General features: G+C 72.0%; 21 protein-coding genes. 12 read left to right on the top strand and 9 right to left on the bottom strand.

What is annotated here, in order from left to right:
- Nucleotides 1-153: 153 nt before the first annotated feature.
- Nucleotides 154-924 carry a dienelactone hydrolase family protein gene (locus tag ACZ63F_RS05450; protein WP_469708915.1) on the bottom strand — a complete coding sequence of 257 codons (771 nt, stop codon included), beginning with the start codon at nucleotides 922-924 and terminating at the stop codon, nucleotides 154-156.
- A 293-nt stretch (nucleotides 925-1217) separates the two neighbouring features.
- On the opposite strand from ACZ63F_RS05450, the gene ACZ63F_RS05445 reads away from it, so the two are divergent.
- The gene (locus ACZ63F_RS05445; RefSeq protein ID WP_469709334.1) at nucleotides 1218-2432 is read left to right on the top strand and encodes an MFS transporter; all 1215 of its coding nucleotides are present in this window, start codon (nucleotides 1218-1220) and stop codon (nucleotides 2430-2432) included.
- Between the two features lie 70 nt (nucleotides 2433-2502).
- On the opposite strand, the gene ACZ63F_RS05440 is transcribed toward ACZ63F_RS05445, so the two are convergent.
- Nucleotides 2503-3162, bottom strand: a complete 660-nt coding sequence (locus ACZ63F_RS05440) for a dienelactone hydrolase family protein (protein ID WP_469708914.1) — start codon at nucleotides 3160-3162, stop codon at nucleotides 2503-2505.
- 161 nt (nucleotides 3163-3323) lie between these two features.
- Here ACZ63F_RS05440 and ACZ63F_RS05435 point away from each other — a divergent pair, with 161 nt between their 5' ends.
- Entirely contained in the window at nucleotides 3324-3800 is a 477-nt protein-coding gene (locus ACZ63F_RS05435; RefSeq protein WP_352362551.1) for an SRPBCC family protein, read from the top strand.
- An 81-nt stretch (nucleotides 3801-3881) separates the two neighbouring features.
- Here the strand turns inward: ACZ63F_RS05435 and ACZ63F_RS05430 are convergent, their stop codons facing one another.
- On the bottom strand, nucleotides 3882-4250 hold the full coding sequence (locus ACZ63F_RS05430; RefSeq protein ID WP_469708911.1) for a DUF6479 family protein: 369 nt from the start codon (nucleotides 4248-4250) through the stop codon (nucleotides 3882-3884).
- Between the two features lie 233 nt (nucleotides 4251-4483).
- On the opposite strand from ACZ63F_RS05430, the gene ctaD reads away from it, so the two are divergent.
- Together ctaD and ACZ63F_RS05420 are read left to right on the top strand one after the other, a co-directional pair.
- The gene (ctaD, locus tag ACZ63F_RS05425) at nucleotides 4484-6157 is read left to right on the top strand and encodes an aa3-type cytochrome oxidase subunit I (protein WP_469708909.1); all 1674 of its coding nucleotides are present in this window, start codon (nucleotides 4484-4486) and stop codon (nucleotides 6155-6157) included.
- Complete coding sequence (locus tag ACZ63F_RS05420; RefSeq protein WP_469708907.1) at nucleotides 6154-6555, top strand: cytochrome c oxidase subunit 4; 402 nt, start codon at nucleotides 6154-6156, stop codon at nucleotides 6553-6555. The genes ctaD and ACZ63F_RS05420 overlap by 4 nt, the downstream gene beginning before the upstream one ends.
- Here the strand turns inward: ACZ63F_RS05420 and qcrB are convergent.
- The 5 genes from qcrB to ACZ63F_RS05395 all read right to left on the bottom strand — a co-directional run bounded on the left by qcrB (nucleotide 6476) and on the right by ACZ63F_RS05395 (nucleotide 10546).
- Entirely contained in the window at nucleotides 6476-7993 is a 1518-nt protein-coding gene (qcrB, locus tag ACZ63F_RS05415) for a cytochrome bc1 complex cytochrome b subunit (RefSeq protein WP_469708906.1), read from the bottom strand. The two genes, ACZ63F_RS05420 and qcrB, sit on opposite strands and share 80 nt — an antisense overlap.
- A gap of 249 nt (nucleotides 7994-8242) precedes the next feature.
- Nucleotides 8243-8968: a metallophosphoesterase family protein gene (locus tag ACZ63F_RS05410; protein ID WP_469708904.1), complete on the bottom strand. Its 726-nt coding sequence runs from the start codon at nucleotides 8966-8968 to the stop codon at nucleotides 8243-8245.
- Nucleotides 8965-9207, bottom strand: a complete 243-nt coding sequence (locus ACZ63F_RS05405; protein ID WP_352362537.1) for a BON domain-containing protein — start codon at nucleotides 9205-9207, stop codon at nucleotides 8965-8967. The genes ACZ63F_RS05410 and ACZ63F_RS05405 overlap by 4 nt, the downstream gene beginning before the upstream one ends.
- A complete protein-coding gene (locus ACZ63F_RS05400) occupies nucleotides 9207-9851 on the bottom strand; it encodes a hypothetical protein (RefSeq protein ID WP_469708901.1) in 645 nt (214 codons plus the stop codon). The genes ACZ63F_RS05405 and ACZ63F_RS05400 overlap by 1 nt, the downstream gene beginning before the upstream one ends.
- Nucleotides 9852-9904: 53 nt before the next feature.
- On the bottom strand, nucleotides 9905-10546 hold the full coding sequence (locus tag ACZ63F_RS05395; RefSeq protein ID WP_469708899.1) for a diguanylate cyclase: 642 nt from the start codon (nucleotides 10544-10546) through the stop codon (nucleotides 9905-9907).
- Between the two features lie 138 nt (nucleotides 10547-10684).
- On the opposite strand from ACZ63F_RS05395, the gene ACZ63F_RS05390 reads away from it, so the two are divergent.
- The 8 genes from ACZ63F_RS05390 to ACZ63F_RS05355 all read left to right on the top strand — a co-directional run bounded on the left by ACZ63F_RS05390 (nucleotide 10685) and on the right by ACZ63F_RS05355 (nucleotide 22512).
- Nucleotides 10685-11641 (top strand): LLM class F420-dependent oxidoreductase, encoded by a 957-nt coding sequence (locus ACZ63F_RS05390; protein ID WP_469708897.1) that lies wholly within the window; start codon nucleotides 10685-10687, stop codon nucleotides 11639-11641.
- Between the two features lie 30 nt (nucleotides 11642-11671).
- Complete coding sequence (locus tag ACZ63F_RS05385; RefSeq protein ID WP_469708896.1) at nucleotides 11672-12250, top strand: cysteine hydrolase family protein; 579 nt, start codon at nucleotides 11672-11674, stop codon at nucleotides 12248-12250.
- 29 nt (nucleotides 12251-12279) lie between these two features.
- Complete coding sequence (locus ACZ63F_RS05380) at nucleotides 12280-15333, top strand: FAD-binding and (Fe-S)-binding domain-containing protein (protein ID WP_469708893.1); 3054 nt, start codon at nucleotides 12280-12282, stop codon at nucleotides 15331-15333.
- Between the two features lie 46 nt (nucleotides 15334-15379).
- Nucleotides 15380-17182, top strand: coding sequence for a thiamine pyrophosphate-requiring protein (locus tag ACZ63F_RS05375; protein ID WP_469708892.1), 1803 nt, complete (start codon nucleotides 15380-15382; stop codon nucleotides 17180-17182).
- Between the two features lie 6 nt (nucleotides 17183-17188).
- Complete coding sequence (locus ACZ63F_RS05370; RefSeq protein WP_469708891.1) at nucleotides 17189-18298, top strand: enolase C-terminal domain-like protein; 1110 nt, start codon at nucleotides 17189-17191, stop codon at nucleotides 18296-18298.
- 19 nt (nucleotides 18299-18317) lie between these two features.
- Nucleotides 18318-19331 (top strand): SDR family oxidoreductase, encoded by a 1014-nt coding sequence (locus tag ACZ63F_RS05365; RefSeq protein ID WP_469708889.1) that lies wholly within the window; start codon nucleotides 18318-18320, stop codon nucleotides 19329-19331.
- A gap of 147 nt (nucleotides 19332-19478) precedes the next feature.
- A complete protein-coding gene (locus tag ACZ63F_RS05360) occupies nucleotides 19479-21005 on the top strand; it encodes an APC family permease (protein ID WP_469708887.1) in 1527 nt (508 codons plus the stop codon).
- A gap of 46 nt (nucleotides 21006-21051) precedes the next feature.
- A complete protein-coding gene (locus tag ACZ63F_RS05355; protein WP_469708886.1) occupies nucleotides 21052-22512 on the top strand; it encodes an aldehyde dehydrogenase family protein in 1461 nt (486 codons plus the stop codon).
- Here the strand turns inward: ACZ63F_RS05355 and ACZ63F_RS05350 are convergent.
- The gene (locus ACZ63F_RS05350; protein WP_469708885.1) at nucleotides 22500-23231 is read right to left on the bottom strand and encodes a LysR family transcriptional regulator; all 732 of its coding nucleotides are present in this window, start codon (nucleotides 23229-23231) and stop codon (nucleotides 22500-22502) included. The two genes, ACZ63F_RS05355 and ACZ63F_RS05350, sit on opposite strands and share 13 nt — an antisense overlap.
- Nucleotides 23232-23388 lie beyond the last annotated feature (157 nt).

Here is a 23388-nt window from a genome sequence, read left to right as displayed (position 1 = left end):
CGTCTTGAGCGCACCAATCGGCAACCACGGTCCACGACCTCACCCTCGTCCGCCCGACCTCGGCGCCCCACCCCGCCGGACTCGGCACCCCCCCCCCCCCCCCCCCCACCCGCCCCCCCCCCCCCCCCCCCCCCCCCCCCCCCCCCCGGGCCGTCAGTTCACGGCCGGTGCGGGTACGGACCGGGTGAGGTGCCGGGCGAAGAACCGGGCCGCGCTGTCGGCCTCGAATCTGGGGTGTTCCTTGTGCCTGCCCGCGTTGGCGTGCAGGGTCTTCTCCGCGGAGGCGAAGGCGTCGAACAGGGCGAGACCGGCCTCGCGCGGGATGTGTTCGTCGTCCCACTGGAGATGGAACTGGACCGGCACGGTGATCCGCCCGGCCGGCGCGGCCAGGGCGTCGGGCCAGTGGAGGCCGAAGACCGCGGCGGTGATCCTCGGGTCGGCCGCCGTCAGCGGTACCCCGATCGCGGTGCCCATGTTGAGGCCGTAGTAGCCCACCGGCCCGTCGGCGCCGATCTCGGGGAGCGCCTGGAGGGCGTCCAGGACCGCCTGCCACTCGGGCACCGCGCGCTCGGCGAGGTCGGCGTTGTAGCGGACGACGATCGGGCCTTCCGGCTCGCCCGCCTCGCGTGCCCGGTAGAGCGCGGCGATCTCCTGCTCGTCGTACGGCGTGCGCGGCCGGTCGCCGTGACCGGGCGCGTCGATGCAGGCGACGTGGAACCCGCAGGCGTGCACGATCCGGTGGGCGCGGCCGGGCATCGCCGGCCACTTCTTGTGGGTGCCGCCGCCGTGGCCCATCAGGACCAGGGGCGCGCGCTCGGAGGCGGACGCGGGCGACCAGAGCACGCCGGGGATGCCGCCGACGGCGAAGTCGCGTTCGAGGATTCCGCCGGACGTCGTCTCGGCGGTGAACTGCACAGATTGCATGAGGTGTTGCCTTTCGGGACGGCCTTGAGGTTCAGGCGCTCCCGGCGACACCTACGTCGATCGCCCGACCGTGACGGAGCGAGGGAGCACCCACGCGGATACAGCGTTCATGGGTCTCACCTCCTCGGACGATGTCACGGCGCCACGGACGTTACGCGTGGAGGGTGCACGCGTCCAACGGATTTTCCAAGGAGCGCCGATCTTTGTCCATGGACGGCGCGGCCGTCGGCGGCGAGGGTCGGGGCATGGGTGAATCCGCGGTGGAGGACAGGTACTTGCCGGTGCGGGGACGGATGCCGGGCGGGCTGGTCGCGCTGGCGCTCGGCGGGTTCGGCATCGGGCTGACCGAGTTCCTGATCGCCGGGCTGCTGCCGCAGGTGGCGGCGAGTTTCTCGGTGTCGGAGGCGGCGGCGGGCCGGCTGGTCTCTGGATACGCGCTGAGCGTCACCGTGGGCGCCATCGTGCTCACCGCGGCGACCGCACGGCTGCCCCGCAAGCGGGTCCTGGTCGGCCTGGTGGTGCTGTTCGTCGCCGGAAACCTGCTGTCCGCGGTCGCGCCCACGTACGGCGTGCTGCTCCTCGGGCGGATCGTCGCCGCCCTGTGCCACGGCTCGTTCTTCGGCGTCGGCTCGCTCGTCGCCCGGAGCCTGGTCGCCCCCGAGCGCAAGTCCCGGGCGGTGGCCGTCATGTTCGCCGGGCTGACGGTCGCGAACGTGCTGGGTGTGCCGTTCGGCGCGCTGGTCGGCGAGCGCTGGGGGTGGCGGGCGGCGTTCTGGGCCGTCACCCTGATCGGCGTGCTCGCGCTGGCCGGCCTCGCGGCCCTGGTGCCGGCCGGGGCGGGTGCGGTGCCGGGGGACGTGACGGGCGGCGGTCTGCGGGAGCAACTGCGCGCGTTCCGGTCCGTGCAGGTGTGGCTCACCCTCGCCGCCACCGCGCTCGGCTACGGCGGCATGTTCGGGGCGTTCAGCTACATCGCCTACACCTTCACCGAGGTCGGCGGGTTCTCCTCGACCGACGTCGCCTGGCTGCTCATGGTGTACGGCGTCGGCCTGGTCGTCGGGAACGTGGTCGGCGGCCGGGCGGCGGACCGGGACCGGGACCGGGCACTGGTTCTCGCGCTGCTCTCGCTGACCGCCACGCTGGCCGTGTTCGGTCTGCTGGCCGGCAGTGCCCCCGCGTCCGTGCTGCTGGTGTTCCTGCTGGGGGTGACCGGGTTCGCCGCCGTACCCGGCATGATCACCCGGGTGACCGATGCGGCCGGGGGCGCGGCGCTGGCCGCGAGCGCCAACGTGTCGGCGTCCAACGTCGGCAACGCCCTCGGCGCCTGGCTCGGCGGCCTGGCCATCACGGCCGGCCTCGGCTACACGGCGCCGCTGTACACCGGAGCCGTGCTCACCCTGGCGGCGCTGGTCGTGATGGCCGTCGCCGCGCGCCGGGCGGCTTCCCCCTCCGGCCGGCCCGCGTCTGCGCCCACGGCGGGTACCGGCGGGGCGCCGAGGACCGGATGAGCCTGTTCACCCGGGACACCCGCTTCCTGGTGGTCACGGGCACCACGGCGGCGGAGCCGGCGATCCGTTGTCAGACCGGCAGGGGCAGATGGCGGGTGAACCAGTCGCGGGCCAGATGTGCGACGCGCTCCAGCGTGCCGGGCTCCTCGAAGAGGTGGGTGGCGCCGGGGACGACCTCGAGCCGGGTCTCGCCCGGGATCTGCCGGGCCGCCGCCTGGTTGAGCCGCAGGACCTCCCGGTCGCGTTCGCCGACGATCAGGAGGGTCGGCCGGCGGACCGACGCCAGCGCCTCCGGGGCCAGATCCGGCCGGCCGCCCCGGCTGACGACCGCGCGGACCGCGTCCGGACGCGCGGCGGCCGCGACGAGGGCGGCCGCGGCGCCCGTGCTGGCGCCGAAGAGCCCCCGCCCCAGGCCGGCGGCGGGCTCGTACTCTCCGAGCCGGTCGACCACGTCGGTCAGGCGGGCGGCGAGCAGCCCGATGTCGAAACGGAGCGCCCCCGAAACCTCGTCGGCGCGCTCCTCCTCGCGGGTGAGCAGGTCGGCGAGCACGGTGCCGATCCCGGCCGCGTACAGCTCCCCGGCGACGTAGCGGTTGCGGGGGCTGTGCCGGCTGCTGCCGCTTCCGTGCGCGAACAGCACGACCCCTGTGGCCGCCTCAGGGACGCCGACGTCGGCGTCGAGCCACACTCCTGCGGCGGGTATCCGCACGCTCTCCACGACCGCGTTCACGGTCCCTCCTCACCTGCGGGTCCGCCCACCGGCCCGGGTTCGGGGTCCGTCCCGGGTGATTCCCCCGGCGGAAGCGGGTACCCGGCCGCCGTGCGAATGCGAACCAATCGCATCAGGCACATCTAAAAGGTTCATACCCTCGCGGACAAAGGGAGGAACAGATGAGCACGGTCAAGGAAACCGTGGACGTCGACGTCCCGATCCACACGGCCTACAACCAGTGGACCCAGTTCGGGGACTTCCCGAGCTTCATGGAGGGCGTCGACGAGGTCAGGCAGCTCGACGACCGGCACAACCACTGGACCACCAGCATCGGCGGGGTGCGGCGCGAGTTCGACACCGAGATCGTCGACCAGCTGCCGGACGACCGGATCACCTGGCGGACCATCGACGGCGACACGACCCAGCGCGGGTCCGTCCGCTTCGAGCCCCTGGACCCGACGCACACCCGGATCGAGCTCACGATGGACATCGAGCCCTCCGGGATGGCCGAGAAGGGCGCGGACGCGCTCGGCATGATCGACCGGCGGGTCAAGGGGGACCTGCACCGCTTCAAGGACTTCATCGAGCATCGCGGCGCCGAGAGCGGCGCGTGGCGTGGCCGCATCCGGCCCGGCGACCCGGGCGGCCTCCACTGAGGACGCACTGAGGACGACGGAGGACAGCGTCACACCCCGAAACCCCGGGCCCGTGCAAGCGGGCCCGGGGTTTCCCGTCGGTCACTTCGCGCCGCTGCCCCCGCTCCCGAAGGATCCGCTGGACCCGGGGTGCCAGCGCCGGCGCGTCTGGTCCCCGCTGGGCCGGCTGGACGCGTTGCCGAGCTGGTACGGGGTCAGACGCTCCCCGCCGTCGGCCGCCCGGGGCACCTCGTTCGGCTCGCGCATGGTCTGCTCCTCGCGCACCGGCCCGGAGTCGGGCAGCCTCGGCTGCTCCGAGCGCCGGGGCGGTGCCGACTCCCGCCGCCGCACCCCGATGCCGAGACGTACGGCGCCCAACAGTGCGGCCGTGACGAGCACCCCGCAGACGACGATGACGATAACCCCCGCCACCGAGCCGGCGGCGGCCAGTTGCTCCAGTGCTGTGTCCATCGGCCCCGGGTACCCGCCACCTGGCATCGAATGCCCGGCGGTGAGGCGTGGCGGAGCCGGTCTTCGACGGGTCCCCGGTAGCGTCGCCCGCGGCTGGTACGTCCGGTTCGCCCGCTGTGCCGGTTCGTCGTCGCAGGCGGCGGCAGCGTCCCTGCGCGAGCCGGCGGTTTCCGGGTACGGCGGGCAGGGCACCCGCGAGGCGCTTCCCGCGCTCGGCACGGCTGAGGAGGACCATGAGCGGACTCTCGCAACGCGTCGGCGAAGAGCCTGCGCCCCCCGCGGCTCCCGCGCCGCTGGGGCGACGGCTGCTGGGCTGGTTGTCGACGACCGACCACAAGGTGATCGGCCGGCTGTACATGGTGACGTCGTTCTGCTTCTTCCTGTTCGCCGGGCTGCTGGCGCTGGGCATGCGAGCCGAACTCGCCCGTCCCGGGCTGCAGTTCCTCAGCAACCAGACCTACAACCAGTTCGTCACCATCCACGGCACGATCATGATGCTGCTGTTCGCGACCCCGATGTTCGCCGGTTTCGCGAACGCGATCATGCCGCTCCAGATCGGTGCCCCGGACCTGGCCTTCCCGCGGCTCAACGCACTGTCGTACTGGATGTACCTGTTCGGCGGGCTGATCGTGGTCTCCGGGTTCCTGGTACCGGGCGGTGCCGCGGCCTTCGGCTGGTTCGCCTACGCCCCGCTGAACAGTGCCTACTTCTCCCCCGGCGCGGGCGGTGACCTGTGGGCGATGGGGCTGGTGGTGTCGGGTGTGTCGACGACGCTGACCGCGGTGAACTTCCTCGCCACCATCCTGTGCCTGCGCGCCCCGGGCATGACCATGTTCCGCATGCCGATGTTCACCTGGAACGTGCTGTTCACGTCGATCCTGGTGCTGCCGGCGTTCCCGGTCCTCACGGCCGCGCTGCTCGCCCTGGAGTCGGACCGGAAGTTCGGCTCGCACGTCTTCGACGCGCACAACGGCGGGGCCCTGCTGTGGCAGCACCTGTTCTGGTTCTTCGGGCATCCCGAGGTGTACATCGTGGCGCTGCCGTTCTTCGGGATCATCTCGGAGATCATCCCGGTGTTCTCGCGCAAGCCGCTGTTCGGCTATCTGCCGATGATCGGCGCGACCACCTCGATCACCATGCTCTCCGCAGTGGTGTGGGCGCACCACATGTTCGCGACCGGGGCGGTGCTGCTCCCGTTCTTCTCGATCATGTCGTTCCTGATCGCCGTCCCGACCGGCATCAAGTTCTTCGCGTGGATCGGGACGATGCGCGGCGGGTCCCTCTCCTTCGAGACGCCGATGCTCTGGTCGATGGGCTTCCTGGTGACGTTCCTGCTCGGCGGGTTGAGCGGGGTGCTCGTGGCGTCACCCCCGCTCGACTTCCACGTCACCGACTCCTACTTCATCGTGGCCCATCTGCACTACGTGCTCTTCGGGACGGTGGTCTTCGCGACGTTCGCCGGGTTCTACTTCTGGTGGCCCAAGTTCACCGGGAGGATGCTCGACGAGCGGTGGGGGAAGGTGCACTTCTGGCTGCTCTTCCCAGGGTTCCAACTGACGTTCCTGGTGCAGCACTGGCTCGGGGCCGAGGGCATGCCCCGCCGGTACGCCGACTACCTGCCGGCGGACGGGTTCACCCTCCTCAACACCCTGTCGTCGGCGGGCGCGTTCCTGCTGGGCGTCTCCACGCTGCCCTTCCTCTACAACGTCTGGCTGACGGCCCACAAGGGGCGCCGGGTCGAGGAGGACGACCCGTGGGGCTACGGGCGCGGACTGGAGTGGGCGACGAGCTGCCCGCCGCCGCGGCACAACTTCGTGGCGCTGCCCCGGGTGCGGTCGGAGTCGCCGGCGTTCGACCTGCACCATCCGGAGATCCTGCGGCTGGCGGAGCAGAAGGGGCTGCGGTGAAGGTCGAGGCACTGCTCTTCGGTGGGGTGGCCGTCTTCTTCGGCGGCGCCGCCGCGCTCTACGGCGTGTGGTCGCGGGCCGACCCGGCCGGGACGGCGGCGCTGATCGTGGCGTTCGGGATGGCCGCGCTCGTGTCGTTCTTCTGCGCGGTCAGCTACGTCCGGCACGGCCCGCGCCCGCAGGACCGCACGGAGGTCGAGGTGGCGGAGGCGGCCGGGCCGGTGGAGTTCTTCCCGCCGCACAGCCCCTGGCCGGTCGTCACCGCGCTCGGGTTCGCGCTCGCGGCGACCGGGGTGGTGTTCGGGCTGTGGCTGTTCCTCATCGGCTTCGGTGTTCTGGCTCGGGGTGTTGCCGGGCTGGTGTTCCAGTACGTGAACCGGGGGGTCGATCAGGACTGACCGGCCGGCGGGGGGCGCCCGGCCGGAACGAGGTCACGGGGCGGTGGCCGCTCTCGTAGCCGCCGGCGAGCGTCTGCCGTACGTCACCGGTCTCCTCGCCCTCGGTCAGCCGCTCCTGTTCCGCGTGCAGCAGGGCCCGGCAGAGCGAGCGGGTCAGGAAGAAGGCGACGACCGGGGCCACGACCAGGGAGATACGGAAGATCCAGGTCAGAGCGTTCACCGAGATCCGGAAGGTCTGCGCCATGACGTCGTTGCCGCCGGCCAGCAGCAGTACGCCGTAGAAGGTGATCCCGGCCACGCCGAGGCCGGTGCGGACGGGCCGTTCGCGCGGGCGGTCGCAGAAGTGCTGCTCCTGTCGCCACTCCCCGGTCAGCCGCTGCTCGACGAAGGGGTAGGCGTACAGCACGAGGAACAGCAGCGCGGGCAGGACGACCGCCGGCAGCAGGACGTTCCACATGAGGGTGTGTCCGGCGAAGTTCGTCTCCCAGGGCGGGACGAGGCGCAGCGAGCCTTCCAGGAAGCCGACGTACCAGTCGGGCTGGGAGCCGGTGGACACCTGGTCGGGCCGGTAGGGGCCGTACTTCCACACCGGGTTGATCTGGGCGACGCCGGCGAGCGCCACCAGCAGTCCGAAGACGCTGAGGGACAGGCCGAGAGAGGAGGCCGTGAACTGGGGGTAGAGCGGCTTTCCGACGACGTTGGAGTTCTTGCGGCCGGGTCCCCGCCAGTGGGTGTGCTTCAGGTAGAAGACCAGGATCAGGTGGACGGTGACGAGGGCGATGAGGGCACCCGGCAGCAGCAGGATGTGCAGGCTGTACAGCCGGGGGATGATGTCGTGGCCGGGGAACTCGGAGCCGAACAGGAACATCGCCACGTACGTGCCCACGACGGGGATGGAGAGCATGATGCCCTGGGCGATCCGCAGTCCGGTGCCGGACAGGAGGTCGTCGGGGAGTGAGTAGCCGGCGAAGCCCTCGGCGAGGGCGAGCGCGAAGAGCGTGACGCCGATGACCCAGTTCATCTCGCGGGGCCGCCGGAAGGCGCCGGTGAAGAAGATCCGCAGCAGGTGCACGCCGATCGCGGCGACGAAGACCAGCGCGGCCCAGTGGTGGGTCTGCCGCATCAGCAGGCCGCCCCGGACGTCGAAGCTGATGTGCAGGGTGGAGTCGAAGGCCCCGGACACGGGCTGCCCGAGGAGCGGGACGTACGAGCCCTGGTAGACGACGTCCTGCATCTCGGGTTTGAAGAAGAACGTCAGCCACACGCCCGTGAGCACCAGGACGATCAGGCTGTACAGGGCGATCTCGCCCAGCAGGAACGACCAGTGGTCGGGGAAGGACTTGCGCAGCAGCTGACCGGCGCCGTCGTGGACGGGCAGCCGGGCGTCGACCGCGTTCGCGAACCGCTCCCCCGCCGCACCCTGCTCGGGATCCACCACACGCCCTCCTCGCCTCCTGCCATCCCTTGCCCGGGAGGCGCGGGGCGAGTACCCAGCCGCCGCGAAACACTCGCGCGGCTGGGACGTGGCACCCGATCGGCTGAGGCCGCGCCGGGGTCAGGTGTTGGGCGCCGCCGCGCTGATGTCGCCGAGGGCGGACTTCTCGTCGCGTTCGATCGCGAGGTCGCCGATGGCGATGATGCCCACCGGCTGGTCGCCGTCGACGACCGGGAGCCGACCACCGCCGGTTCAGTGGGCGGCAAGCGAGTACACGTGGAAGGCCCGTCCGATCACGGGCTGGGCCACGTTGCGCACCCGTACTCCCCCGCCGGTCATGCCGTGCTCGGTGCCGGCGTGCGCGTGGCCGTGGACGGCGAGGTCGGCTCCCACGGTGTCGATGGCCTCGGCGAGGAGGTAGCTGCCGAGGAACGGGTAGATCTCCGGGGGTTCACCGGCCAGGGTGTCCGGGACGGGGGCGAAGTGGGTCAGGGCGATGCGCGCGTCGCACTCGCGCCCGCGCAGCTCTTCGAGGGCGGCGCGCAGGCCGTCGGCGCGGCGGCGGGAGTAGCGCACGAACTCCTTCATCACGGGCTCGCCGAACTCCCCGGCGCACCGGCCTACGAACCCGCCGCCGAAGCCCTTGGTACCGGCCACGCCGATCCGCAGGCCGCCGTGGGTCACCACGGTCGCCTCGCCCTCCAGGACGTGCGCTCCGGCGTCCCGCAGGATGGCCGTGACCTCCTCGGGGTGGTCGTCGTGATGGTCGTGGTTGCCGAGGACGGCGACGACCGGGACGCCCAGGTCCTTGATCTCCCGGGCGACGACCTGTGCCTCCTCGGGGGTGCCGTGCCGGGTGAGGTCGCCGGCGAGCAGGAGGACGTCGGCACAGCGCGGCAGGGTCTCGAAGGCCGGGCGGAGGGTGCCCTGGCTGTCGGGGCCCATGTGGATGTCGCCGACGGCCGCGACCCGGATCATGTCAGTGCCTCCGGGTGGTCGGGCGGGGCGGTCTCGGCGACGACGAGGTCGCAGTGGACCGGTACGTCCGCCAGTTCGTCCTGGACGACGCGGCGGACGGCCTCGCGGCAGCCGGCGGACGGGACCGTCCCGGTCAGCAGGACCGCCCCGCCCCGGATCTCGGCCCGCACCCCAAGTTCGCCGCACGGTCCGGCGGCGAGGTGCTCGGCGACCCGGGCCACGCGGTATTCGAGGTTCATCACTGCTCCTGCGGGGGTTCGACGACGTTCAGCCGTTCCAGGAGGAAGAGGAACGCGGCGGGCATCGGCTCGTCCCCGCAGCGGCGCCGCACCTCCCCCCAGTCGACCTTCTCGCGCAGCGTGCGGGCCACCGGGAGCACGGCCCCGAAGTCGCAGTGGTGCTCGGAGAAGGCGGTGGTCAGGCTCACCATCAGGTCGGTCGCCGACAGGACGGGCATGCGCACGGAGTCGACCGAGAGCTCCTCGGCGCGGGACAGCAGGTCCACGGTGACCGGCTGGTGGGCGAGTTCGAAGATGATGTCGACGTCCTGGTCGAAGCAGGTGGTCTTGACCAGCCAGTCCTCCGGCGGGACGCGCACCGTGAGGCCGGCCGACCGCAGGGACCCGGCCACCGCCTCGGCGTCCTCGGGCAGCACGCAGAAGTCGGCGTCGTGCCGGAGCCTGCCGCTGCCGCCGTGCGCGTAGACGGCGACGCTACCGGCCAGCGCGAACTTGTGTCCCGCGCGTTTGAGGATGGCGCCGATCTGTTTGGCCGCCTCCAGGATGGCCTGGGTGCGGTCGGGCGGGAGCTGTTCCGGCACGGCGGGCTCCGGCTCCGTCACCCGGAGGACGGGGGCGCGCTCGGCGTCCTGTCCGTTTCTCATCGACGGCTCCCTTCGGAGGGGACGGGTGAGACCGGCGGGACGGGCGGCATGCTCTACGCCGCCTGCACGGTCCGCGCCGCGCGCAGGCAGCGCCACAGCTCCTCGGCGTAGGGCACGACGACGCCGCAGACGACGGCCCCGGCGAGTGCCGCCAGGTAGGTGGCCGGCAGCGGGTGCTCCTTGGGCAGCAGCTGCCAGTCCCGCGCACCCCGGCCGCCGCGCAGGGTGGCCCGGACCTGGTCGTCGTGCAGGCATGCGGTGAACGCCAGGGCGGTGAGCGGCAGCACCTCCAGGAAGCTGTGGATGTGCTGCTCGATCGGCCGGACCTCGCGGTCGCCGACGGCCAGCGACACGTCGTACACGGCCGTCGCGCCGTGAGCGAGGGCGGCGCCGCCCATCACCGAGAGCACCAGCGGATTGATCCGGGCCAGCAGGCCCAGCAGCACCGGCACCCCGGCCTCGGTCATCATCACCGCGTGGACCACGGACTCCCTGGTGCCGCTGGTGTGCTCGATCCGGGTCCGTTTGTGCATCCACCAGTCCGCCAGGCCGGGCACCACCCACAGCGGGACGGCGCCGTACAGGAGGAACCGCCTGCTCGCGTCCTCCGCCTCGGTGGAGCGGAGCGGAATGCGCAGGTCGGCGGAGCGCCGCCAGTTCCGCCAGGCCTTTCGGGGCAGCACGCGCAGTGCCATGGACACCTCCGTAATCGGTCTGTCGATGACCCGCCTCCCCGGTACCCCTCCTCATCCGGGCGACACGCGGTGCACAACCCGGTGGCCACCGGGTACTCGGCAACGGTCCCCCGTCACACACGAGGATCAGGAGAGACGATGGCGGCCTTCGGATACTTCCTCTCGTGCGAGGAGCACAGCCCCGCGGACCTGGTCGAGCAGGCGCGGATGGCCGAGCAGGCCGGCTTCGAGGCGCTGTGGATCTCGGACCACTACCACCCCTGGCACGACGAACAGGGCCAGAGCCCGTTCGTGTGGTCGGTGATCGGCGCCCTCTCCCAGGCGGTCTCGCTGCCCGTGGAGACGGCCGTGACCTGCCCGCTGGTGCGCACCCACCCCGCCGTGGTCGCCCAGGCGGCCGCGACCGCGGCGGTGCAGCTGGACGGCCGGTTCCGGCTGGGAGTGGGCACGGGTGAGGCGCTGAACGAGCACATCCTCGGCACGGTCTGGCCCGAGGCGCCGGTACGGCTGGAAATGCTGGAGGAGGCCCTCCAGATCATCCGCCGGCTGTTCACCGGAGAGCAGGTCAGCCACCACGGCCGGCACTACACCGTGGAGAACGCCCGCCTCTACACGGTGCCGGACGAGCCGGTGCCGATCGACGTGTCGGCGTTCGGTCCGCAGGCCGCCGAGGTCGCGGCGCGGATCGGGGACGGGCTGATCACGATGATGCCCGAGGAGTCCGTGGTGGAGCGGTTCCGGCGCGGGGGCGGCGGCGCGAACCCCGTGTACGGCGGGATGAAGGTGTGCTGGGGCACCGACCGGCAGGAGGCCGTCCGCACCGCGCACCGGCTGTGGGCGAACGAGCAGCTCCCCGGCGAACTCCCGCAGATCCTGCCCACCCCGCGCCACTTCGAGCAGGCCATGGAACTGGTCACCGAGGAGCAGGTGGCCGGCTCCGTGCCGTGCGGCGACGACCCGGAGGAGCACGTCAAGGCCGTGTCCGCGTTCGTCGACGCCGGGTTCGACACCGTCTACGTCAACCAGATCGGCCCCGACCAGCAGGGCTTCTTCGACTTCTACCGCACCAAGGTCCTGCCGCGGCTGCGGAGCTGACCGCGACGGCAGCGGAAGGTGGTGAACGCCGTGACCGGGTCCGGATCGACCGACGGCACCGCGCTCGTCGTCATCGACATGATCAACACGTACGACCACGAGGACGCGGAGCTGCTGCTGCCCGCCGCCGAGCAGGTGGTGCCCGTCCTGGCGGACCTGATCGGCCGGGCCCGGGACGCGGACGTCCCGGTGATCTACGCCAACGACAACTTCGGGCTCTGGCGCTCCCACCACGGCGAACTGGTGGAAGCCGCGCTGTCCCGCCCGCACGCCGCCCTGGTCGAGCCGATCCGGCCCGACGACGACTCGCTGTTCGTCGTGAAGGCCCGGCACTCGATCTTCTACGACACGCCCCTGTCGTACCTGCTGTGGCAACTGGGCGTCGGGACGGTGGTGCTGACCGGTCAGGTCACCGAGCAGTGCGTCCTGTACTCGGCGCTGGACGCGCACATCCGCCATCTGGAGGTCACGGTGCCCCGGGACGCCGTCGCCTCGATCCACCCGCACCTGGCGGACGCGGCGCTGGAAATGATGGAGCGCAACATGGGTGCCCGGATTGTCCTGGAGAAGGAACTCGATTTCCGGGGTACCCGGCGGCCCGTGCCGTAGGGGACTCCCTGTCAGCCCGGAGGTAGGCCATGAGCTCACGCGTTCCCGGAGAGTCACTGGACCGCCTGGTCACCGCCCTGCGGGCCGGGACCGACGCGGAGGTCCGCTTCGATACCGGGAGCCGGGGCGCCTACTCCACGGACGGCTCCAACTACCGGCAGGTCCCGCTCGGCGTGGTCGTGCCCCGCACCGTGGAGGCCGGCGCCCACGCGGTGGAGCTGTGCGCCCGCTTCGACGTGCCGGTGCTGTCGCGGGGCGGCGGCACCAGTCTCGCAGGGCAGACCACGAACGAGGCAGTGGTGATCGACTGGAGCAAGCACTGCAACGCCCTGGTCTCCGTCGACCCCGACGCCCGCACCTGTGTGGTGGAACCGGGCATCGTCCTGGACGAACTCAACCGGCGGCTTACCGACCACAAGCTCAAGTTCGGCCCGAAGCCGTCGACGCACAGCCACTGCGCGCTCGGCGGCATGATCGGCAACAACTCGTGCGGTGCGTCCGCGCAGGCTTACGGCAAGACGGTCGACAACGTGCGCCGGCTCGAAGTGATGACGTACGACGGGCTGCGGATGTGGGTGGGGCCCACCTCGAAGGCGGAGCGGGCCCACATCGCCGCCGAGGGCGGCCGGCGGGCCGAGCTGTACGACGGCCTCGACCGACTCGTCACCGAGTACCTGGGGGACATCCGGCGCGGCTACCCGAAGATCCCGCGCCGTGTCTCCGGCTACAACCTCGACTCGCTGCTCCCGGAGAACGGCTTCGACGTGGCCAGGGCCCTGGTCGGCAGCGAGGGCACGCTGGTGACCGTGCTGCGCGCCGAGCTGGACCTGGTGCCGGTGCCCTCGTACGAGTCGCTGCTGGTGCTCGGGTACGACGACATCTGCCGGGCCGCCGACCACGTGCCGCAGATCCTCGAGCACTGCTCCCCCGGCCAGCTGGAGGCGCTGGACGGGCGGATGGCGCAGCTGATGCGCGAGGAGCACGCCTACCTGGAATCGCTGCGGGTGCTGCCGGAGGCGGACAGCTGGCTGCTGGTGCAGTTCACCGGGGACAGCCAGGAGGAGGTCGACGCGCAGGCGCACGCGCTGCTGAAGTCGATCGGGCGGTCGGAGAAGGACTCGTCGGTCGCGTTCTCCGACAATCCGCAGCGCGAGCAGAAGATGCTGAAGGCGCGGGAGGCCGGACTCGGGGTCACCGCGCGGCCGCCGGACGACCGGGAGACCTGGGAGGGCTGGGAGGACTCGGCGGTGCCGCCCGACCGGCTCGGCGACTACCTGCGGGACCTCAAGGGGCTGTTCGAGGAGTTCGACTACGACCACCCCTCGCTGTACGGGCACTTCGGGCAGGGCTGTGTGCACACACGGATCCCGTTCGGGCTGAAGACCGCGGACGGCGTCGCGGACTTCCGCAGGTTCCTGGAGCGGGCCGCCGACCTGGTCGCCTCCTACGGCGGTTCGCTGTCGGGCGAGCACGGCGACGGGCAGGCCCGGGGCGAGCTGCTGACCCGCATGTTCGGGGAGCGGCTCGTCGGTGCCTTCGGCGAGCTGAAGGCACTGTTCGATCCGGGCAACCGGATGAACCCGGGCAAGGTCGTCGACCCGCAGCGGGTGGACGGGCAGTTGCGGCTCGGGGCCGCCTGGCGGCCGGACACCCACGACACCCACTTCGGGTATCCGCAGGACGGCCACTCCTTCACCCGGGCGGTTCTCCGCTGTGTCGGCATCGGCAACTGCCGGAGCCTCGAGGGCGACGTGATGTGCCCCTCGTACCGGGCCACCCGCGAGGAGGAGCACTCCACGCGCGGGCGGTCGCGACTCCTGTTCGAGATGCTCGACGGGCATGCCGACTCGGCGGTCAAGGACGGCTGGCGGTCCACGGAGGTCCGGGACGCCCTGGACCTCTGTCTGGCCTGCAAGGGATGCAAGTCGGACTGCCCGACGGGCGTCGACATGGCCACGTACAAGGCGGAGTTCCTCGCCCACCACTACGCGGGCCGCCCCCGCCCGGCCGCCCACTACTCGATGGGCTGGCTTCCGCTCTGGGCCCGTCTGGCGGAACACGCGCCCACGTTGGCCAACAACGCGTTGCACGCGCCGCTGCTCGGCCGCGCCGGAAAGGCCCTCGCCGGGGTGGCCGGCGAACGGCAGCCTCCGGTCTTCGCCGAGCGGTCCTTCGTACGGTGGTGGCGGGCCCTCGGCACCGAGCAGCCGGACCCGGCGGATCCGGCGACCGTGGTCCTGTGGCCCGACACGTTCAGCAACCACTTCCACCCCTCGGTCGCGATGTCGGCGGTCCGGGTCCTTGAGGACGCCGGCTTCCGGGTGGCCGTGCCCGAGACACCCGTGTGCTGCGGCCTGACCTGGATCTCCACCGGTCAACTGGCCATCGCCAAGAAGGTGTTGCGCCGCACTCTGCGGGCGCTGGCGCCCTATCTGGAAGCGGGCACCCCCGTCATCGGCCTGGAGCCGTCCTGCACGGCCGTCTTCCGCTCCGACGCCCCGGAACTGCTGCCCGACGACCAGGACGTGCAGCGGCTGGCGGGGCAGACCCGTACCTTCGCCGAGCAGCTGGTCCACCACGCGCCCGCCGGCTGGCAGCCGCCGTTCCTGGCCCGGCAGGCGACCGTGCAGACCCACTGCCACCAGCACGCGATCATGAAGTTCGACGCCGACCGTGAACTCATGCGCCGTGCCCACCTGGACGCGGACGTCCTCGACGAGGGCTGCTGTGGGCTGGCCGGCAACTTCGGCTTCGAACGCGGGCACCACGACGTCTCCATGGCCGTCGGCGAGCTCGGCGTCCTGCCCGCGGTGCGCGGGGCCGCCCCCGACAGCCTGGTGCTGGCCGACGGGTTCAGCTGCCGCACCCAGATCGAGCAGGGCGGCACCGGGCGCCGGGCCCTGCACCTGGCGGAGGCACTGGCCATGGCCCTCGACGGCCCCGTGCCCAGCGACCGCCCCGAACGGCTCGCCCGGCGGCCCGCCGAACCCTCCGGCACGGCGCGGTGGGCGACCACCGCGGCCGCCGGGACCCTCGCGGCCGCGGCCGCGCTGGGCGCCGTACGGCAGTTGCGCCGCCCGTAGACCCACGCAGACGCACGCACGTCCACTTCAGGAAAGGTTGTCGAACATGTCGACGAAGGTCTCCGACTACATCCTCCAGCGCCTGCGCGAGTGGGACGTGGAACACGTCTTCGCCTACCCCGGCGACGGCATCAACGGCCTGCTCGCGGCCTGGGGACGCGCGGAGAACAACCCCCGGTTCATCCAGTCCCGGCACGAGGAGATGTCCGCCTTCGAGGCCTGTGGGTACGCGAAGTTCTCCGGCAAGGTCGGCGTGTGCGCGGCCACCTCCGGCCCCGGCGCCATCCACCTCCTCAACGGCCTGTACGACGCCAAGCTGGACCATGTCCCGGTGGTGGCGATCGTCGGGCAGACCAACCGCAGTGCGATGGGCGGCTCGTACCAGCAGGAGGTCGACCTGCTGTCCCTGTACAAGGACGTGGCCTCGGACTTCTGCGAGATGGTCACCGTCCCCGAGCAGCTCCCGAACGTCCTGGACCGGGCCATGCGTACGGCCATGGCCCGTCGCTCGGTGACCGCTGTGATCATCCCGGCCGACGTGCAGGAGCTGGACTACTCGCCGCCCGAGCACGCCTTCAAGATGGTGCCGTCCAGCCTCGGCATGTCGCACTACGCGCCGGTGCCCGACGACGGCGACCTCCAGCGGGCCGCCGACGTGCTCAACTCGGGCGGCAGGACGGCGATCCTGATCGGCCAGGGCGCGCGCGGCGCCCGCACCGAGGTGAAGGAGGTCGCCGACCGGCTCGGGGCGGGGGTCGCCAAGGCGCTGCTGGGCAAGGACGCCCTGGACGACGACCTGCCCTATGTCACCGGTGCCATCGGACTGCTCGGGACCCGGCCGTCGTACGAGATGATGCGTGACTGCGACACGCTGCTCGTCATCGGATCGTCCTTCCCCTACACGCAGTTCCTGCCGGCGTTCGGGAAGGCGCGGGCCGTGCAGATCGACATCGATCCGCACATGGTCGGGATGCGCTACCCCTTCGAGGTCAACCTCGTCGGCGACGCGGCCCGCACGCTGCGCCGGCTGCTGCCGCTGCTGGACCAGATGGAGGACCCGTCCTGGCGGGAGACGATCGAGAGCAACGTCAGGGACTGGTGGGAGGTGATGGAGCGGCGGGCCGCCGTCAAGGCCGACCCGATCAACCCCGAGTACGTCGCGCACGCCCTCAGCGGGCTTCTCCCGGACGACGTGATCCTCTCCTCCGACTCCGGTTCGGCCGCCAACTGGTACGCCCGTCACCTCAAGCTGGGCGGGGCGATGCGGGGCTCGCTGTCGGGGACGCTGGCGACCATGGGCCCGGGCGTGCCGTACGCCATCGGTGCCAAGTTCGCGCACGGCGACCGGCCGGCGATCGCCCTGGTCGGTGACGGGGCGATGCAGATGAACGGTCTGGCCGAGCTGATCACCATCGCCAAGTACTGGCAGGACTGGGCGGACCCGCGGCTGATCGTCGCCGTCTTCAACAACCGGGACCTGAACCAGGTGACCTGGGAGATGCGCGCCATGGAGGGCGCCCCGCAGTTCCTGCCCTCGCAGTCCCTCCCGGACGTCGGGTACGCCGACTTCGCCCGCTCGCTGGGCCTGACGGGAATGCGGATCGACGAGCCGGACGGGGTGCGGGGCGCCTGGGAAGCCGCGCTCGCCGCCGACCGCCCGTGCGTCCTCGACTTCGTGACCGACCCCGCCGTACCGCCGATCCCGCCGCACGCCACCCTCGACCAGATCGAGGCGGCGGCCGCCGCCGTCCTGAAGGGCGACAGCGACCGGGTGGCGATGGTCCGGCAGGGCTTCAAGGCCAAGGTGCAGGAGTTCCTGCCGCACCGGCACGAAGCGGGACGGCGGTGAGCGACCGTGAGTGACCTGCCGGCCGTGGAGCGGGTGGACAGCGCCGTCTACACCGTTCCGACGGACGCGCCCGAGGCGGACGGGACCGCGGCCTGGGACAGCACCACGCTCGTCCTGGTCACCGTCCGCTGCGGGGACGTCACCGGGCTCGGGTACACCTACGCCCCGGCCGCGGCCGCCAGGACCGTCGACGACCTGCTCGCCCCGGCGGTGACCGGCCTGTCCGCCCTCGACGTGCCGCGCGCCAACGAGGCCATGCAGCGGGCCGTGCGCAACGCCGGGCTGCCGGGGATCGCCGCCGAGGCGGTCTCCGCCGTCGACATCGCCCTGTGGGACGCCAAGGCGCGGCTGCTCGGACTCCCGCTGGTGGACCTGCTCGGCGCCGCCCGTGACGAGGTGCCGGTGTACGGCAGCGGCGGCTTCACCACGTACGACGCGCAGCGGCAGGACCGGCAGCTGCGGGGCTGGGTGGCCGAGGAGGGCATCCCCCGGGTCAAGATCAAGATCGGGGAGTCCTGGGGCAGCCGCGAGGCACACGACCTGGCACGGGTGGCCCGGGCCCGCGCGAGCATCGGCGACGCGGCCGAACTGTACGTGGACGCCAACGGCGGCTACGGCGCCAAGCAGGCCGTGCGGGTGGCGGCGGGGCTGGACGGGGAGGGCGTGACCTGGTTCGAGGAGCCGGTCTCCTCCGACCACCTCGACGCGCTGGCCGCCGTCCGTGGCCGGGTCATGGCCGACGTGACGGCCGGCGAGTACGGCTACACGCTCCCGTACTTCCGGCACATGCTCGCCGCCGGCGCCGTCGACTGCCTCCAGGCGGACGTCACCCGCTGCGGCGGGATCACCGTCTGGCTGCGGGTCGCGGCGCTGGCGCTGAGCCACGGTCTGGAGATCTCGGGGCACTGCGCACCCGCCGCCCACGCGCACGCGGCGGCCTCGGTGCCGAACCTGCGGCATCTGGAGTGGTTCCACGACCACGTCCGCCTCGAACGGCTGCTCTTCGACGGCGCCCCGAGCCCGCGGGGCGGCGCCCTGGTCCCGGGCCGGGACGGTTCCCCCGGGCTGGGACTGAGACTCGACGCCGAACGGGCCCGCCCCTTCCGCATCAGCTGACGAACCGAAGGAAAGGACCATGTCGCAAGTCGTCGTCATCACCGGAGCAAGCGCCGGCATCGGCCGCGCCGTCGCCCGTCTCTACGCCGAACGCGGGGCGCGCGTCGCCCTGGTCGCGCGGGGCGAGGCCGGGCTCGAAGCCGCGGCGAAGGAGGTCGCGGAACTCGGCGGCCATCCGCTGATCCAGCAGGCCGACACCGCGGACGCCGGCCAGGTGGAGGCCGCCGCCGACACCGTCGAACGGCTCCTCGGGCCGATCGACGTCTGGATCAACTGCGCCTTCACCAGCGTGTTCGCGCCCTTCACCGAGATCACCCCGGAGGAGTACCGGCGGGTCACCGAGGTGACGTATCTCGGGTTCGTCAACGGCACCCGGGCCGCCCTCAACCGGATGCTGCCGCGCGACCGGGGCACCATCGTGCAGGTCGGGTCGGCACTCGGCGAGCGGGCGATCCCGCTCCAGTCGGCCTACTGTGCCGCCAAGCACGCCATCAACGGCTTCACCTCCTCCGTCCGGCTCGAACTGCTGCACCAGGGCAGCAACGTGCACATCACGATCGCCCAGATGCCGGCGGTCAACACCCCGCAGTTCTCCTGGGTGCGCTCCAAGCTCCCCCGGCATCCGCAGCCGGTGCCGCCGATCTACCAGCCCGAGGTGGCCGCGCGCGGTGTCGTGTTCGCCGCCGACCGTCCCGGCCGCAAACAGCGCTACATCGGCGCCACCACGGCGGCGACGATCTGGGCCAACCGGCTCGCCCCGGCCCTCCTCGACCGCTACCTGGCCCGCACCGGCTTCGGCTCCCAGCAGACGGACGCGCCCGCACCCGCCGGCCGGGGCAACCTGTACGCGCCGGCCGACTCCGCGCCAGGCACCGACCACGGCGCCCACGGCGAGTTCGACGACCGGTCGCACGGGCACTCCGTGCAGGCCGCGCTGGCCCGGCACCCGGCGGTGACGGCCGCGACGACGACCGCCCTGACCGTCGCGGCGGTCGGCGGGGTGCGGCGGCTGCTGGGCACCAGGAGCGGCTAGTACGGGTCCCTCCGGTTTCCTGGAGGTTTCCGGAGGCTGTGAGTGCCGGGAGCGATGGTCACGACTTGGCTCCGAGCGCTTGTGCGGTTGTGCGGCGCCGTGGACCATGGCCGAATCGCGCCCCTCCCGAGCACGCTGGAGCTCCCGGTGACCGCTGCCCCACTCGCACCCGAGCCGGTCGACGCACCGGCCGCCGCCCAGGCGGAACGGCAGAAGCTGCGCAAGCACTTCGGCCGGTTCGACATCTTGTTCTTCCTGCTGTGCACCATCGTCGGGGTGGACACCATCGGTGCCGTGGCCTCGTCCGGCGCCGAGGCGTTCACCTGGCTGATCGTGCTGGCCGTGGTGTTCTTCGTGCCGTCCGCGCTGCTGATCGCCGAGCTCGGCGCGGCCTTCCCCGACGAGGGCGGCCCCTACATCTGGACCAGCCGGGCCTTCGGCCGCCTCGCCGGTGCCGTCAACAACTTCCTGTACTGGATCACCAACCCGGTGTGGCTGGGCGGCACCCTGGCCGTCTCCGCCGTCACGGCGTACACCACGTTCTTCAACGGCGGGAAAGACCTGAGCACGCCCGCCTTCTACGTCTTCACCGTCGTCTTCGTGTGGGTGGGCGTGCTCGCCGCGATCCTCTCCTTCGACGTCGGCAAGTGGATCCCGACCATCGGCGCCTGGAGCCGGTTCGTGCTGCTCGGCCTGTTCACCGTCACGGTCGTGGTCTACGGGATCCAGCACGGGCTGCACGGCTTCGGCATCGGCGATTTCTCGCCGACCTACGCGGGATTCGTCGGCCTGGTGCCGGTCCTGATGTTCAACTACGTGGGTTTCGAGCTGCCGAACACCGCCGGCGACGAGATGACGAACCCGCAGAAGGACATCCCCTACGGCATCTTCCGCAGCGCCGTCCTCTCCGTCCTCCTCTACGCGCTGCCGATCCTCGGCATCCTGCTCGTGCTGCCGGTCAAGGCGATCACCGGCCTCGGCGGTTTCGTCGACGCGATCCGGCAGGTCTTCACCGTCTACGGCGGCCACGTCGGCGCCGACGGCACCGCCACGCTGAGCGGGTTCGGCACCGTGCTCGGCGACCTGGCCGGGATCATGTTCATCCTCACGGTGCTCTCCTCCGGCGTCACCTGGATCATGGGCTCGGACCGCGCCCTGGCCGTCTCCGGCTACGACGGTGCCGCGCCCCGCTTCCTCGGCGTGATCTCCAGCCGGTTCGGCACCCCGGTCCGGGTGAACATCCTCAGCGGCCTGGTCTCCACGGCGGTCCTGATCCTGGCCCACCAGCTGACCAACGGCAGCGCGGCCAAGCTCTTCGGCGCGGTCCTCGGCCTCGCCGTGTCGACCACCCTCGTCAGCTACCTGGGCATCTTCCCGGCGCTGCCGTTCCTGCGCCGCAAGTACCCGGACACGCCCCGCCCGTACCGGGCCCCCCTCCCCTGGGTCATCAGCGGGGTCCTGACCCTGCTGATCCTCTTCGCCAGTGTGCAGCTGGTGGCGCCCGGTGCCGGCGACCACTGGTTCGGCGCCGACTACGCGCCGGACGGCTGGACCCATGCCGAGCGCGGGAAGTACCTGCTGACGGAGCTGATCCCGCTCGTCGGCTTCATGCTTCTGGGTGTCCTGTTCTGGGCGCTGGGCCGGCCGACCCGGGCGGCGGCCGTCGAAAAGTAGGCGCGAATGCTTGAACCATAAACATGTGGTGCCTACGGTTGCGTGCATGCCCCTCATGCGCGAACTGCTGATCGGCGGCAAGGACGTCCCCGCCCTGTCCGGCCGTACCACCGACGACATCGCCCCCTACACCGGCGAGGTCTACGCCACGGTCGCCGCGGCCGGGCCCGAGGACGTGACCCGTGCCGTGGACGCCGCCGACGCGGCCTTCGAGGACTGGGCCGCGCTCGCCCCCTTCGCCCGCCGCGCGATCTTCCTGAAGGCCGCCGACCTGCTGGAGTCGCGCGCGGATCAGGTCGCCGACCTCATGGCCCAGGAGGTCGGCGGCACCCGGCCGTGGGCCGGCTTCAACGTGGGTCTCGCCGCGAACATCCTGCGCGAGGCGGGGGCCGCGATCACCGCACCGCGGGGTGAGGTGCTGAGCGCCCAGGAGGCGGGCACCCTGGGCCTCGCGGTCCGCGAGCCGCTCGGGGTGGTGGCGGCGTTCGCGCCGTGGAACGCCCCGGTCATCCTCGGTGTCCGGGCGGTCGCGGCGCCGCTCGCCGCCGGCAACACGGTCGTCGTCAAGCCCAGCGAGGACGCGCCGATCGCCTGCGGGCTGCTCGTCGCGGACGTGCTCCGCGAGGCCGGGCTGCCCGACGGTGTGCTGAACGTGGTCACCAACGCCCGTGAGGACGCGGCCGAGATCGCCGAGGCGCTGATCGCCGACCCGCGGGTGCGGGCGGTGAACTTCACCGGCTCCACCGGCGTCGGCCGGATCATCGGCACCCACGCGGCACGGCACCTCAAGCCGGCGGTGCTGGAGCTGGGCGGCAAGAACGCGGTGCTCGTCCTCGCGGACGCCGACGTGGACTACGCGGTGGACGCCGTCACCTTCAGCATGTTCATGAACTCCGGGCAGATCTGCATGTCGGGCGACCGCATCCTCGTCCACGAGTCCCTCGCCGAGGAGTTCACCGGCAAGCTCAGCGCCAAGGTCGCCGCCCTCCCGGCCGGCGATCCGGGCGACCCGCACACCGTGGTGGGTCCGCTGGTCACGGCCGCCGCGGCGGAGCGCGTCGCGGGGCTGGTGGCGGACGCCGTCGGCAAGGGTGCCACCGTGCTCACCGGCGGCGGCCGGCCGGAGGGCGCGGTGCATCCGGCGACCGTCCTCGCCGACGTCCCCAAGGACGCCGAGCTGTACTACGCGGAGGCCTTCGGACCGCTCGGCGTCGTCGAGACGTTCACCGACGACGCGGCCGCGATCGCCCTCGCCAACGACACGGACAACGGCCTGACCTGCGGCATCATCACCGAGAACGCGACGCACGGGCTGGCGGTCGCGCGCCGGATCCGTACCGGGATCGTGCACATCAACGACCAGTCGGTGGCCGACGAGCCGCATGCGCCCTTCGGCGGGGTCAAGGCCTCCGGGTACGGCCGGTTCGGTGGCCGGTGGGGCATCGAGGCGTTCTCCAACACCCGCTGGGTGACGCTCGCGACCCAGCAGGCGCACTATCCCTTCTGAGCACCGCGTCCGCCGCGGATCGCGTTAGCTGGACCGACCCGCTGTGACCCCGGTCCGCCGCCGGGGCCCGTCGGTGAAGGTGTCGTGGATCTGGCCGACCTCGAAGTCCTGCCCCGCCTCGACGCCGGCCCGGGCGAAGGCCGCCTCGACCTGCGGCTCGCCGTACACGTGGCCTCCCGGTCGGCCAGGGCGTGCTCCCGGGGTACGAGGGCGACCAGCGGGGTGCTGCCGAGCACCCGGTGGTCCAGGCCCTCCGGCACCTCCCGGGCGGCCATGCTGACCACCGCGGCGTCGAGGGTGCCGGCGAGGACCGCGGCGGCCATAAGGGAGCTGGGCGCGTTGGACACCCGCAGGTCGACGCCGGGGTGGCGGGCGCGGTACTCGGCCGCGACCTCGGCCATGTCGAGGGTCACGGCCATCGTCTGCACGAGGCCGAGCCGCAGCCGGCCGCGGCGCACCCCGCAGAGCGCGTCGAGGGCGGCCTGGGCGTTGTCGACGTCCGCCAGGATGCGCCGGGCCGGCGGTTCCAGCAGTTCACCGGCGGCGGTCAGCCGTACCGACCGGCTGGTGCGGTGGAACAGCGGGGCGCCGACGTCCTTCTCCAGCCGGGCGATCTGCTGGCTCAGCGCGGACTGCGCGACGTAGCAACGGGCGGCGGCCTGGGTGAAGTCGCGGGTCTCCGCGACCGCCAGGAAGTACTTCGGATGCCGCAGCTCCATGGGATCGATCTCTCCTGCCGATGCATGACCGTCAATCGATGCGCCTGACAGATCCCGTCCGGTGGGGGCGCGCCGGCCCGGCCGCGCCGGGGTGACCGCCCGTTCGGGCACAGGGCGAGCTGGGAGGGCGGCAGCATGACAGGCCCCCGCGCCGCAA

The organism is Streptomyces sp. NPDC104761 (assembly GCF_055583445.1).
Note: the sequence above shows the minus strand (reverse complement) of the source record. Positions and strands in the feature narration are given on the sequence as shown.

Bases quoted from the DNA above. Each gene is read 5' to 3' on its own strand.
- ACZ63F_RS05450 (WP_469708915.1), bottom strand. From the start codon at position 924: ATGCAATCTGTGCAGTTCACCGCCGAGACGACGTCCGGCGGAATCCTC.
- ACZ63F_RS05445 (WP_469709334.1), top strand. From the start codon at position 1,218: ATGCCGGGCGGGCTGGTCGCGCTGGCGCTCGGCGGGTTCGGCATCGGG.
- ACZ63F_RS05435 (WP_352362551.1), top strand. From the start codon at position 3,324: ATGAGCACGGTCAAGGAAACCGTGGACGTCGACGTCCCGATCCACACG.
- ACZ63F_RS05430 (WP_469708911.1), bottom strand. From the start codon at position 4,250: ATGGACACAGCACTGGAGCAACTGGCCGCCGCCGGCTCGGTGGCGGGG.
- ctaD (WP_469708909.1), top strand. From the start codon at position 4,484: ATGAGCGGACTCTCGCAACGCGTCGGCGAAGAGCCTGCGCCCCCCGCG.
- ACZ63F_RS05410 (WP_469708904.1), bottom strand. From the start codon at position 8,968: ATGATCCGGGTCGCGGCCGTCGGCGACATCCACATGGGCCCCGACAGC.
- ACZ63F_RS05405 (WP_352362537.1), bottom strand. From the start codon at position 9,207: ATGAACCTCGAATACCGCGTGGCCCGGGTCGCCGAGCACCTCGCCGCC.
- ACZ63F_RS05400 (WP_469708901.1), bottom strand. From the start codon at position 9,851: ATGAGAAACGGACAGGACGCCGAGCGCGCCCCCGTCCTCCGGGTGACG.
- ACZ63F_RS05395 (WP_469708899.1), bottom strand. From the start codon at position 10,546: ATGGCACTGCGCGTGCTGCCCCGAAAGGCCTGGCGGAACTGGCGGCGC.
- ACZ63F_RS05390 (WP_469708897.1), top strand. From the start codon at position 10,685: ATGGCGGCCTTCGGATACTTCCTCTCGTGCGAGGAGCACAGCCCCGCG.
- ACZ63F_RS05380 (WP_469708893.1), top strand. From the start codon at position 12,280: ATGAGCTCACGCGTTCCCGGAGAGTCACTGGACCGCCTGGTCACCGCC.
- ACZ63F_RS05375 (WP_469708892.1), top strand. From the start codon at position 15,380: ATGTCGACGAAGGTCTCCGACTACATCCTCCAGCGCCTGCGCGAGTGG.
- ACZ63F_RS05365 (WP_469708889.1), top strand. From the start codon at position 18,318: ATGTCGCAAGTCGTCGTCATCACCGGAGCAAGCGCCGGCATCGGCCGC.
- ACZ63F_RS05355 (WP_469708886.1), top strand. From the start codon at position 21,052: ATGCCCCTCATGCGCGAACTGCTGATCGGCGGCAAGGACGTCCCCGCC.
- ACZ63F_RS05350 (WP_469708885.1), bottom strand. From the start codon at position 23,231: ATGGAGCTGCGGCATCCGAAGTACTTCCTGGCGGTCGCGGAGACCCGC.